The organism is Rufibacter latericius, from assembly GCF_003721515.1.
GTDB lineage: Bacteria > Bacteroidota > Bacteroidia > Cytophagales > Hymenobacteraceae > Nibribacter > Nibribacter latericius.
The window spans coordinates 204,662-216,998 of record NZ_RJJD01000004.1 but is presented as its reverse complement, the minus strand read 5'-3'; the positions used below and the strand labels follow the sequence as shown (position 1 = coordinate 216,998).

9 protein-coding genes are annotated in these 12,337 nt (G+C 51.9%); 8 read left to right on the top strand and 1 reads right to left on the bottom strand.

Features of this window, described 5'->3' with window-relative positions:
• The first annotated feature begins 108 nt into the window (after positions 1-108).
• The 5 genes from EFB08_RS08865 (at position 109) to EFB08_RS08845 (ending at position 6,747) form a co-directional block, all read left to right on the top strand.
• Positions 109-2,616: a glycoside hydrolase family 9 protein gene (locus tag EFB08_RS08865; protein ID WP_123126587.1), complete on the top strand. Its 2,508-nt coding sequence runs from the start codon at positions 109-111 to the stop codon at positions 2,614-2,616.
• A gap of 495 nt (positions 2,617-3,111) precedes the next feature.
• On the top strand, positions 3,112-3,561 hold the full coding sequence (locus EFB08_RS08860; RefSeq protein WP_123126586.1) for a hypothetical protein: 450 nt from the start codon (positions 3,112-3,114) through the stop codon (positions 3,559-3,561).
• Between the two features lie 82 nt (positions 3,562-3,643).
• Positions 3,644-4,078: a hypothetical protein gene (locus EFB08_RS08855; RefSeq protein WP_123126585.1), complete on the top strand. Its 435-nt coding sequence runs from the start codon at positions 3,644-3,646 to the stop codon at positions 4,076-4,078.
• Between the two features lie 131 nt (positions 4,079-4,209).
• Complete coding sequence (locus EFB08_RS08850) at positions 4,210-5,628, top strand: SDR family oxidoreductase (protein ID WP_123126584.1); 1,419 nt, start codon at positions 4,210-4,212, stop codon at positions 5,626-5,628.
• A gap of 189 nt (positions 5,629-5,817) precedes the next feature.
• Positions 5,818-6,747, top strand: a complete 930-nt coding sequence (locus EFB08_RS08845) for an NmrA family NAD(P)-binding protein (RefSeq protein WP_227006272.1) — start codon at positions 5,818-5,820, stop codon at positions 6,745-6,747.
• 28 nt (positions 6,748-6,775) lie between these two features.
• On the opposite strand, the gene EFB08_RS08840 is transcribed toward EFB08_RS08845, so the two are convergent.
• Positions 6,776-8,791, bottom strand: coding sequence for a cation:proton antiporter domain-containing protein (locus EFB08_RS08840; RefSeq protein WP_123126583.1), 2,016 nt, complete (start codon positions 8,789-8,791; stop codon positions 6,776-6,778).
• A 351-nt stretch (positions 8,792-9,142) separates the two neighbouring features.
• On the opposite strand from EFB08_RS08840, the gene EFB08_RS08830 reads away from it, so the two are divergent.
• From EFB08_RS08830 to EFB08_RS08820, 3 genes are all read left to right on the top strand, one after another.
• Positions 9,143-10,462, top strand: a complete 1,320-nt coding sequence (locus tag EFB08_RS08830; protein ID WP_123126581.1) for a gluconate:H+ symporter — start codon at positions 9,143-9,145, stop codon at positions 10,460-10,462.
• 419 nt (positions 10,463-10,881) lie between these two features.
• Complete coding sequence (locus EFB08_RS08825) at positions 10,882-11,577, top strand: DsbA family oxidoreductase (protein ID WP_123126740.1); 696 nt, start codon at positions 10,882-10,884, stop codon at positions 11,575-11,577.
• Between the two features lie 27 nt (positions 11,578-11,604).
• Positions 11,605-12,285, top strand: coding sequence for a type 1 glutamine amidotransferase domain-containing protein (locus EFB08_RS08820; RefSeq protein ID WP_123126580.1), 681 nt, complete (start codon positions 11,605-11,607; stop codon positions 12,283-12,285).
• The last annotated feature ends 52 nt before the right edge of the window (positions 12,286-12,337 follow it).

The following is a 12,337-nucleotide window of genomic DNA, read 5'->3' as shown; positions in this document are numbered from 1 at the left end:
TCCCAAGGATTCTCTCTTGACGGGAATGCATACCCTCCCCTTGGTCAAATCTTGCGTTTACGCACTTATTTTCAGAAAACAGACCCGAAACGAACCTTCTAAAACCCAATGATCAAAAAACTACTCAAAAGAGCCTCCTGCCTTACGGCCGTAGCGGTGCTTGCCCTGCAAGCGCCCGATGCGCTCGCCCAGGCCAACACCAGCGGCGGCTTAAAGCTGAACGAATTGGAATACTTAGAGATGCCCGGCCTGAACGTGATGTTGGCCCACGACTTCTACCCCGAGAGCCATCAGGGCGGTGTGGGCATCATCCAGAACGGCCTGCGCATTGGCACCAACGGAGATTTACGCCTGGAGCCCACACCCGGGCAATGGCAACCGGTGCCCAAGGTAGGTCCGCGCGTAGTGGACAAAGCTACCCAGACCATCAGCGTACGGATGCAGTACCCAGACCCGGACAAAAACCGCAAAGGCTTCAACCCCATCATCTACCCAGATCTGAATTTTGCCTACGAGGTGAAGGTGCGGCCCGAGGGCAAAAACTTTAGAATCATCGTAGATTTGGACCAGCCCCTGCCCGATGAATGGATTGGCAAAGTAGGCTTCAACTTTGAGTTGTTTCCAGGCATTCTGTTCGGGCAGAGCTACTACATGGACAAGCAGTTCGGGATTTTCCCGCGGCAACTGAACGGCCCTGGCTTCTATGATGCTTCCAAAGAATACCAGACCACGCCGCTAGCCTCAGGGCAGAGACTGACCATCGTGCCTGAAGATCCCCGGCAAACGCTCACCATCCAGAATGTGACAGGTGAAGGCCTACAATTGATTGATGGCCGGGCGCAGCACAATAACGGCTGGTTTGTGGTGCGGTCATTGGTGAAGAAAGGCGCTTCAAAAGGGGCCATCGAATGGCTTATAATGCCTAATGCCATCGTTGGCTGGAAGTATGATCCCGTGGTGCAAATCTCGCAGGTGGGCTACCATCCCAAGCAACAGAAAGTGGCCGTTATTGAGCTGGACAAAACCGAAACGCAGCGCCACCCGGTGACCTTGTACCGCATCAAGGAAACCGGCGGCTTGGAGAAAGTGCTGGAAACGCAGCCAAAAGAATGGGGCAAGTTCCTGCGCTACCATTACCTGCAGTTTGATTTCACTAAGGTAGAGCAGCCCGGCATGTACAAAGTGCAGTACGGCACCTATGAAACCAGTCCGTTCCAGATCAGCGACCAGGTGTACAAACGGCACGTGTGGCAGTCGGTGATTGAGACGTTTTTGCCGGTGCAGATGTGCCACATGCGCGTGAACGACCGCTACAAAGTGTGGCACGACGCCTGTCACCTGGATGATGCCCGTATGGCGCCCCTTAACCACAACCACTTTGACGGCTACATCTCCGGCCCCAGCACGTTGACCAAATATGCACCCGGCGAGCACGTGCCCAACCTAGCCGTAGGCGGCTGGCACGATGCCGGTGACTATGACATGCGCGTGGAATCTTTAGCAGATGAAATCCGGATTTTATCGCTTGCTTTCGAAGAATTCAAGGTAAAGTACGACAACACCAGCATTGATCAGAAACTGAAAATAGCCGAACTGCACCGTCCTGACGGAAAGAACGACATCCTACAGCAGGTAGAACACGGTGCGCTTTCCATTGTGGCCGGTTACCGCAATCTGGGCAGACTGTACCGTGGCATCATAGAGCCGTCTTTGCGCCAATATACGTTGCTGGGAGAAGCCTCCACCCAAACCGATGAAGTGGTGTTTGATGCTGCCAAAGCTCCCAATCCCCTCCCAGAGATCGGGCAGAAAGGTGCCCCGGATGACCGCTGGGTGTTCACCGAAGAGAACCCCGGCAGAGAACTGCAGGTGGCTTCCTGCTTAGCCGTAGCTTCCCGTGCTTTGAAAGGCTACAATGATTCACTGTCCACGCACTGCCTGCAGATTGCCCAAGAACTGTGGGACCGTACCAAAGAGAAAGACAAGATGCAGCGCGTGAATGTTGCCGCCGAGTTGCTCCTTTCCACCAAGGACAAGAAGTACGCCAATTGGCTCGTGGACAATACCCAAGACATCGCCAAGAACATTGGCCGCACAGGTTGGGTGATTGGCCGGACCTTGCCGCTCATCAAAGACAAGAAATACAAAGCGGCGGTATTGGCCGCCGTGGCCAACCACAAGAAAGTAGTGGAAGAGCAAGAAAAGAAAACGCCGTACGGCATGCCGTATGAACCAGACATCTGGGGCGCCGGCTGGGGCATCCAGAACTTCGGGGTGCAGCAGTATTTCCTGCATGCCTCCTACCCCACCATCTTCCCGAAAACCTACATGCTGCACGCCATGAACTTCGTACTAGGCGTGCACCCGGGTTCCAATGTTTCTTCCTTCGCCTCGGGTGTGGGTGCCAAATCGTTGACTACTGCTTATGGGAACAACCGCGATGAATGGTCTTACATCCCTGGCGGCGTAGGCTCCGGCACGGCCCTCATTCGCCCAGACTTTCCCGAGTTGCTGCACTGGCCGTACCTCTGGCAACAAACCGAATATGTAATTGGCGGCGGTTCCTCTGATTACATGTTCCTGATTCTGGCCGCAGACCACTTATTGAGCAAGTAACGTAATCACCAACATCTCATAAGAAGCCCGGAAGCCTAACTTTCGGGCTTCTTTGTTTTTGGGCTAGGTTTCAGAAATAGAGCCTTAAACTCTAAATGGTTTGAAGCTCCTCCTTTTAAAGGATTATTCGTGAGAAAGTGTCAGAGAGAACCTAGCTGACCTCTTCTCCCATCCCCCTTACCTAATATTCTCAGAGGCATAAAGCGGTTTTGAATGCCATTTTAGAAAACAGGCTTAAAAACAGTTCTCGGTTCTTCAACCTAGCTTCAAGCGGCTCCTAAATAATTATAGGCCAATTGATTTTTATTCATTTACAAAAGGTATATTCAGTAATAAATTTCCAGCCCCCTTCTGGTCTATCAAACAAGGTAAGAAAGCTTATCCCCAAGAATTTTCTTAGCCTGTATTTTCCTTTATTCATTCCCCTTTGGAACAGATAATGACAGAGAAGCAGAAAACTGCATTCCGCAAGAGTAGGCACTAAAACCAAGCTGCATGAAAAAGATTGTACACGCCCTGACATTTCTTATCCTGACATCCGCTTGTTACGGCCAAGCCCCAGTAACTCCTTTGCCTATCCAAGGGGCTCCTAAAGGAACCGAAGCGTATTACTTGCAGAAAAGCAAAGTAAAAAAGACGAAAGGTTGGATTTTTACAGGAGGAGGAGTTCTGCTTATTGGCCTTGGGTATGCGATGGCTATCAGTGAAACCATTGATTACGTCTCCAGTGGTGGGCAGAGTAACAACAACGATACTACTTCGGGCATGCTGGCATTAGTTGGGGTTGGATCAGTAATCGGTGGAACCATCTCCTTTATCTCTGCCGGACACAACAAGAGGAAAGCCAAGGCTTTGGCCATTGGTTATGAACAGGTTCCCTTGCCCCCATCGGGAACGTTGATAACAAAGGCAGTTCCAACAGTGGGATTGAAAATCAATTTTTAAAATATCGGCTTCTGGAAAGTTAAGGCCAACCCAAAAAGGCCAACCATCATCTGGACTATCAACTACCAGTTAAACGACACCTATGAAAACAACCCTACTCCTCCTGCTACTTTTACTCTTAACCACCACTTCTTACGACCAGATAAGTACACCGCCAGCAGTACCTGTACCAGATAGTATTTCGTCTACCACAGAGTACTACTATTTACAGAAAAGTAAATCACAACGAAAGATTGGCAGGATTTTGATTATAAGCGGAGGAGTTCTGCTGTCAGTGGGATACATGGCATTGTTGGGAGAAGCATTTAATGGTAAGGAGCAAGGTGAGAGCTCAGACCTTTTACTTAATGGCAGTTTTGTTTCGTTTATGGCGGGTGGGGTGTACTTGTTTTCAGCCAAACGCAACCGGAAAAAAGCAATGTCTGTAACAGCTGCCCGTGCTCAGTTTCCGCAGCTTTTGCCAAAAGCTTTCCACCAAAGGTCGGTATCGACTGTAGGCCTGAAAATAGATTTCTAAGCAGAAAATTTTCTTTTTTTGGCAAATACCCAAAGTCTGGTTCTACAACAGCACGCCAGAACAAAACCCAATCAAAGCTGTTCTGGCAATACCGCACCTCCGAAGAAGGAGAGGAATTATCTCCAGCCACCATGAAAATCTTACTTACCGGCACTACTGGGTACATTGGGCAGAGCCTGCTTCCGGCCCTGCTGAAAGACGGCCATGAGGTGGTGTGTTGCGTGCGCGACAGGAACCGGTTCGATGCGGGTAAGTATTTCGCAGGCAAACTGCAGGTCATTGAGGTTGACTTTCTGGACCAGGAATCTCTGACCGCTATTCCAGATGACATTGAGGCAGCCTACTACCTCATTCATTCCATGTCGGCGGAGGACGGGGATTTTGAGAAATTAGAGAAAGCTACGGCGCTCCATTTCAGGGATAGAATCCAGAAAACAGGGGCAAAACAGGTCATCTACCTGGGGGGAATCACCAATGACCAACACCTCTCCCGGCACCTGCAATCCAGGAAAGTAGTAGAAGAGATTCTTGCCTCGGGCACCTTTCACCTTACAACGTTGCGGGCGGGCATTATTCTGGGGTCGGGCAGCGCCTCGTTTGAAATCATGCGTGATCTGGTGGAGAAATTACCCATCATGATAGCGCCCAAGTGGCTCAACACCAAATCTCAGCCCATTGCCATTAGAAATGTCATTGAGTATCTGAAAGGCGTTTTGGGTCAGGAGGCTCTGTATGACCAGAGCTTCGACATTGGTGGCCCCGAGGTGCTCACCTACAAGCAAATGCTCTTGGGCTTTGCCAAAGTACGGGGTCTGAAACGAACCATTCTCACCGTGCCGGTCATGACGCCCAAACTCTCCTCCTACTGGCTCTACTTTGTCACCTCCACTTCGTACACGCTGGCTACCAATCTGGTGCAGAGCATGCGCGTGGAAGTAGTTTGCAAAGACAACCGGCTCCAAGAGTTTCTGGGCATCATGCTGCTGCCCTATGATACTGCCATCAAGTTGGCCTTTGACCGCATCCAGAACGAAGGCGTGATAGCCAGCTGGAAAGACGCCTTGTCCAGCAACGTGTTGAACGAGGGAATCTCCAAATTGCTCACCGTTCCCACCTTTGGCTGCTTCACTGATAAACGCCAGGCCGAAGTGACCCAAGTAGACAAATCGGTGCACAAAATCTGGTCTATTGGCGGCGAGAACGGATGGTATTACGCCAATTGGCTCTGGAAACTGCGCGGGTTTATTGACAAGCTGTTTGGCGGAGTGGGCCTTCGGCGGGGCCGAAAGAACAGCACCATGATCCATGCCGGCGAATCGCTTGATTTCTGGCGGGTACTATACGCCAATCGTGCCGAAAAACGCCTCCTCCTCTACGCCGAGATGAAGTTACCTGGCGAGGCCTGGCTGGAGTTCAAGATCATCGGGCAGACCCTTTATCAGACCGCCACATTCCGGCCGTTAGGGTTGTGGGGGCGCTTGTACTGGTATGCGGTGCTGCCGTTTCACGCCTTTATTTTCAGCAACATGCTCAAACGAATCTCTTCCTGAGCACCGTAAGGCAAACGCATTTCTCACCTGGTTTTCCATTTTCAGGCCTAAAACAAGACCTCGCAACGTCCAGAGCTCCTGCGAGCGTCTATGCACCTACTCCTTGTAAGTTGCCACTTACCAGAAACAACTCTGCCAATCTTCGGTTAACAATTAGAATAAATCGTTAGACAGCAGACTTGGCGGCAAATGCCAGGGAAGCAGCAGCAGGAAAAGATGAAGAAAGTGATTTTAGTGGCAGGTGGCACCGGTAATCTGGGCGGAAGAATAATAACCTCTCTTCTTGAAAATGGCGCGCAGGTACGGGCGATTGTCCGGGCCAGCAGTGACCCTCAAAAAGTAGAAAAGCTCAGAAGACAGGGCATTGAGGTAGTAGAGGCAGACATGACCAACGTGGCCGAAGTCACCAAGGCTTGCCAAAATGTTTCCTGTGTAGTATCAGCTTTGTCTGGCTTGCGCGACGTCATCATTGACACGCAGAAGGTCTTGCTGGATGCGGCCGTGGCAGCGGGCGTTCCCCGCTTTATTCCCTCAGACTTTTCTCTTGATTTCACCAACCTTGCGATAGAAGAGAACCGGAACCTGGGCCTGCGGAAAGAATTCCACCAGTACCTGAACAAAGCCCCCATTATTTCCACTACTATTTTCAACGGGGCCTTCGCCGATATGCTGACCGGCCAGATGCCGCTCGTGCTCTTCAAGTACAAGCGGGTGCTGTACTGGGGCAACGCCGACCAGCGTATGGACTTCACCACCATGGATGACACGGCCGCCTTCACCGCACGGGCAGCCTTAGATGACGCTACGCCGCGCTTCCTGAGAATTGCCGGCGACCAGTTAAGCGCTCGGGAAATCAGGGAAGTAGCGAGCCAAGTGTCTGGAGAAAAGTACAGCCTGTTCCGCCCCGGCGGGTTGGGCATGTTCCGGTTGATGATTAAAGTGGCCCGGATGGTGGCTCCCGGCGGAGACGAAATCTACCCCGCCTGGCAAGGCATGCAGTACATGCACAACATGCTGGACGGCCGCGGGCACCTGACAAAGCTGGATAACCACCGCTACCCAGACCTGCGCTGGACCACCGTTCAGGACGTACTTACGGCGCATCTGGCTACTGCCTGAGCCTTCCTATTACTTAGTAAAGCTTCTTCTACTTCTGCTCAGGATAAAGAATGGCATAACTCACGTCCTGAAAATAGCGCGAGAGATAGCGAGGCACTACGTTGAACTCAGGGCGATAAGAGACGGTATGAGGCCGACCCAGCACCACCGTAAACAAATCGTTTTTGGTGAGGTCTTTAGCGAGGGACGGGAAGTTGTCCCAGTTCTCATACAGCTCATAGCTGATGTTCACCGTGTACCGGTCCTGGTCCTGCACAAAAGTCTCTAAGGTCTGCAGCGTACCTGTCGCGCCCAGGATTCTGATTTTGGCGCCGGCTCCTTTGGCTAACTGCAGAATGGTATTGACCCAGTAAGGAAACCCGGCTTCGCGTTCAGAGTTCTTGGGTACCACCACTATGATTGTTTGAATGGTGTTCAGAGGGTCGCAGAACTTGCAGAAAATGGTTTGTACGGTGGTGTGGTTCACTACCCGGTTCAAAATGCTGCCCCAGAACCACTCACGGGTGCTTAACTGACCATTCCAGGCCATCACCACTTCGGTAATGCGCAACTCCCGCACGGCCCTAATGATGCCGTTCCCCACGTTGATGTCTACCCGGTACACCGGGCGTATGATATCTGGGTCTTCAGTCACTTCATGAATTACCGAAGCCACTTTGTGTTGGTGCAACTTGATTTTATCCTCGGGGTTATGGTGTTCTGAGACCACCACCAGCGGCAGCAACGGCTCTGACGCAATGGGATTCTTGATGAGCAGCGAGAAGTCCAGCAGGCGTTTCAGGTGCTCCATGTTCTCTACCGGAATCAGGATACGCTCATCGCCTTCGGTGCCTTCGGGTACTTTATCGGCCATGGCAATGGCAATCTTCCGACCGGCTTTCTCGGCCACAATGCTACTGACAAGGCAGGAAACCAGGATAAGCAAGATGGTGCCGTTCAACGCCTGGATGTCTAAAATCTTGAGGTTATATCCAATCAACACCACGGCAATGGTAGCCGCCGCGTGCGCACTGCTCATCCCGAAAATCAGGTTCCGTTCATCTGCATTGAAGCCGTAGATTTTCTGGGTACAAAAGGCAGCCAGCCATTTACCGGCGAACGAAATGAGGATAATCACCGCCGCCACAAACAACGCTTCAGGCCCTTCCAGCAGTACCCGCACGTCTACCAGCATGCCCACACTGATGAGAAAGAACGGAATGAACAGCGTATTGCCCACAAACTCGGTGCGGTGCATCAACGGCGAGGCTCTGGGAATTAGCTGGTTTAGGGCTAAACCGGCCAAAAACGCCCCAATGATAGGTTCCGCTCCGGCCAGGTGCGCAAAGAAACCAGACAGAAACACTACCGCCAACACAAAGAGGTACTGCGCGTTGCCTTCCCCTTCCAGCGCCCTGAAAAACCATCGACTGATGCGCGGCACGCCCCACAGCACCACAAACACAAACAGCGCCTGCTGCGCCGCAAACTGCACCCAGAACAAAGGTGACAAGTCTGGTTTCTGCAGGTTGGTGACCACCGCCAAAATAATCAGCACGGCCGCATCTGTGATGATGGTACCGCCCAGGATAAGGGTCATGGTCCGGTGCTGCGTAATACCCAACCGCCCGATGATGGGGTACGCCACCAGTGTATGCGTGGAGAACATACTGGCCAGCAGGAACGACGAAAGTGGACTATACCCCAGAATAAAGCGGGCACCCAGAAAACCCAGAATCAGCGGGATAATGAAGGTGAGCGTTCCAAAGACGATACTCTTATTCTTGTTCTGCTTGAAATCATCCATGTCCATCTCTAGACCGGCCAGGAACATGATGTAGAGCAACCCGATGGTACTGAACAGCACCACGCTTTCATCGCGCTCCAGCACGCCTAACCCGTGCGGCCCCAGCAACACCCCGGAAAGGATAAGGCCCAGAATACCGGGAATTCCCATCTTGTTGAAAAGCATGGGTGAGAACAGAATCACCAGCAGGATGACCGCAAACACCAAAACCGGGTCCTGAATAGGAAGCTGAAACAAGGATAGGGATGATAAAACCATTAGGGTATAAAAATAGGATAAAGTAGGTACGGGTCATCTGAACGGATGTTCCTGCGTTACTTGCCCTTACTACAATCAGATAAACAAGTTCTGGCAAGGGCCTTCCTGCTCTCTATTCTCAGTACATTTTCAGAAAACAAGGTAAAAACCGCTAACAGGAATCTCTTTCCGATGGCAGAGGCAGCCTTGCTCTCACCTAGCTCCAAACTCAATGCGGAGGCTATGCAAAACTTTTCTACATTTAAGAAGCCAACTCTGCCGTGCATCGGCTTGCTGGTCTTCAGAGTTCCTTGAACACGCTTACCGCCTCTTTTCCTGAAAACAGCCTAAAAACTAAACCACCTCTGGCCTATGCCACTCCTGCTGATTGCCCTCGCGGTACTTGCGTTACTGATTCTCATGATTGTCTTCCGGCTGAATGCCTTTCTGGCCCTTATTCTGGTAGCCCTGGGGTTAGGAATCGCTGAAGGAATGCCCGTCAAAGACGCTATAACCTCGGTGCAGAACGGTATTGGCAGCACCCTTGGCTCTATTGCCTTGATTATAGGATTTGGCTCCATGCTGGGCACGCTCATCTCTGACAGCGGGGCTGCACAACGTATTTCGTTGAGTCTGATTAAGAAATTCGGGATACGACACATTCAGTGGGCCATGATTCTGACGGGTTTTGTGGTGGGCCTGCCCATGTTCTACAATGCCGGTTTCATCCTGCTCATTCCGCTGGTGTTCAGCATTGCCGCCTCTACGGGCTTGCCGCTTTTGTACGTGGGCATTCCTATGGCAGCAGCGCTTTCGGTGACACACGGTTACTTGCCGCCGCACCCCGGCCCCACGTCCATTGCCGTCATTTACAAAGCAGACATGGGCTTAACGCTCATCTATGGGCTCATTGTGGCCGTGCCCGCTATCATCATTGCCGGTCCCATCTTCACGCGCTTTTTAACTAAATACAAAGCCAGTCCGCCCGCCGGTTTGGCGCCTCCCAGAATCTTCACCAATGACGAGATGCCCGGCTATGGCGTAAGTTTCTTCACCGCTGTGTTCCCAGTCTTACTAATGGCCGTAGCCACCTTGGCCAATGCCGTACTGCCGGTTGAATCTACGGTCCGGAAAACGCTGGACTTTGTGGGTGACCCGGCCATTGCCTTGCTCCTATCGGTGTTTGTGGCATTATACACGCTGGGGCTAAGCCGCGGCCGCAAAATGGATGACCTGATGTCTCTGTTAACCGGCTCTGTGAGCAGCATTGCCATGATTATGCTCATCATTGGGGGCGGTGGAGCCCTGAAACAAGTGTTGGTTGACAGCGGCGTGGGCAATTATATTACAGCACTGGTACGCGACATGTCGCTCTCGCCTTTGGTCTTGGCCTGGAGTATTGCAGCCCTGTTACGCGTTTGCCTAGGCTCTGCCACCGTAGCCGCCATTACCACCGCGGGCATCACCTTGCCCATGATTGCAGCCACTGGCGCAAGCCCAGAACTGATGGTGCTTTCCACGGGTGCAGGCAGCCTGATGTTTTCGCACGTCAATGATCCCGGCTTCTGGATGTTCAAAGAGTACTTCAGCCTAAGCATTGCCGATACCATTGCCACCTGGTCCATCATGGAGACGTTGGTTTCAGTGATTGGACTCTTGGGGGTGTTAGGCCTGAATGCCTTTATCGGGTAAGCCTTTCAATAAGAATTGATACTTCTTTGAGGGCCGTGCCTCGGCCAGTAGCCTTCCGCGCAGAAGACAGTCATAAGGAAAAGTAAGCCCCAACTCCGCTCTTGCTTCTGACAAAATCAGACATCCGCTCTAACCTTTTCCAGGTAATGCGCACTTTTGACAGGTCTGTGGTATCCTGAAAAATACCCTTGCTTCTCTTACCCTTCCTTTTCCTGAAAATGCCTTTTTAAGGCTTTAACCAGCTTCCCGGACCCCACCAGCGGCATTTTAGGAAAGCGTTCGGTGCTAATTTCCCGACCTGTGAACATTTGGGGAGGTTCTTAGTATAAAATTTGAGGTCATTTTACCGGCATCGGAAGAAAGTGAAGGGTTTTCCCCACCCGATGACCTTTGAGTTTACAACTGATAAGAAGAGAAAGATGAAAGTAGAAATATGGTCTGATGTGGTTTGCCCTTTCTGTTACATTGGCAAACGCAGGTTTGAGAAAGCATTGGAAGGGTTTCAAGGCAAAGACAAGGTAGAGGTGGTGTGGCGCAGTTTCCAACTAGACCCAGACATGAAAGTTGTTCCCGGCCAATCGGTGCACGAGTACTTGGGCAAACGCAAGGGCACTACCGCCGCCGAGGGCAAGAAAATGAACGACTACATGGCCGATATGGCCAAAGAAGTTGGCCTGCACTACGATTTCGATAAAGCCATCATCAACAACACCTTTGATGCGCACCGGCTCCTGCACCTGGCCAAAAAGCACGGCAAGCAGAACGAGATGAAAGAAAGGCTGTTCGCGGCCTATTACACCCAAGGCAAAAACGTGGGCGACCTGGACACCTTGGTGCAGTTGGGCGAGGAAGTGGGCTTGAACGGAGCCGAAATCAGGGAAGCCCTGCAGAAAGAAACCTATGCGCAGGAAGTGCAGCAAGACATGTACGAGGCGCAGCAGGTAGGCGTGCGAGGCGTGCCTTTCTATGTGTTCAATGACAAATATGCTGTCTCCGGCGCACAACCCACTGAGCTGTTCCAGGAAGTGCTGGACAAGGTTTGGGAGGAAGAAAAACCCCAGTTGATTTCCGGCGAAGGCGCGGGTTTCTGTACTCCAGACGGCGTCTGCGAATAGTTTTTAAGCCATTTTAAAGAAAACGACATGAAAGTACTGATTGTATTGACCTCGCACAGCGAGTTAGGCAACACCGGAGAGAAAACCGGTTTCTGGATTGAAGAATTCGCCGCGCCCTACTATGTGTTCCAGGACGCAGGAGCCGACATCACCCTGGTATCGCCCAAAGGCGGGCAACCACCCATTGACCCTAAAAGCGACGCACCAGAAAACCAGACCGAGGCCACCAAGCGGTTCAAAGAAGACAAAGCGCTGCAAACGCTTCTAGCTAACACCAAAAAAGTGACGGACGTATCAGCCCAGGACTTTGATGCGGTGTTCTACCCCGGCGGACACGGTCCGCTGTGGGATTTATATGAAAGCCCTGAGTCTGTGCAACTGATTGAGGACTTCTGGAAAAGCCAAAAGCCGGTAGCCGCCGTATGCCACGCGCCCGCGGTTTTGCTCAACGTGAAAGACGAGAACGGCCAGCCGCTGGTGAAAGGCAAGAACGTGACGGGCTTCGCCAATTCTGAGGAAGAAGCCGTGGGCCTCACGCAGGTGGTACCCTATCTACTGGAAGACGAACTCAAAAACAGAGGCGGCAACTATTCCAAAACAAGCGACTGGGGCGTGCACGTGGTGCAGGATGGCTTGCTGATCACCGGCCAGAACCCGGCCTCATCAGAAGAAGCGGCTCACCAATTATTGCAACTTTTAAGAAAATAGCCCCCATACGGACTGATGCCGGCAACCCCTTTCCTCTATGGCGCGGAAGTTA

What these genes read in the sequence shown, in the direction of transcription:
- EFB08_RS08865 (WP_123126587.1), top strand. Translation starts at nt 109, where the DNA reads ATGATCAAAAAACTACTCAAAAGAGCCTCCTGCCTTACGGCCGTAGCG.
- EFB08_RS08860 (WP_123126586.1), top strand. Translation starts at nt 3,112, where the DNA reads ATGAAAAAGATTGTACACGCCCTGACATTTCTTATCCTGACATCCGCT.
- EFB08_RS08855 (WP_123126585.1), top strand. Translation starts at nt 3,644, where the DNA reads ATGAAAACAACCCTACTCCTCCTGCTACTTTTACTCTTAACCACCACT.
- EFB08_RS08850 (WP_123126584.1), top strand. Translation starts at nt 4,210, where the DNA reads ATGAAAATCTTACTTACCGGCACTACTGGGTACATTGGGCAGAGCCTG.
- EFB08_RS08845 (WP_227006272.1), top strand. Translation starts at nt 5,818, where the DNA reads ATGCCAGGGAAGCAGCAGCAGGAAAAGATGAAGAAAGTGATTTTAGTG.
- EFB08_RS08840 (WP_123126583.1), bottom strand. Translation starts at nt 8,791, where the DNA reads ATGGTTTTATCATCCCTATCCTTGTTTCAGCTTCCTATTCAGGACCCG.
- EFB08_RS08830 (WP_123126581.1), top strand. Translation starts at nt 9,143, where the DNA reads ATGCCACTCCTGCTGATTGCCCTCGCGGTACTTGCGTTACTGATTCTC.
- EFB08_RS08825 (WP_123126740.1), top strand. Translation starts at nt 10,882, where the DNA reads ATGAAAGTAGAAATATGGTCTGATGTGGTTTGCCCTTTCTGTTACATT.
- EFB08_RS08820 (WP_123126580.1), top strand. Translation starts at nt 11,605, where the DNA reads ATGAAAGTACTGATTGTATTGACCTCGCACAGCGAGTTAGGCAACACC.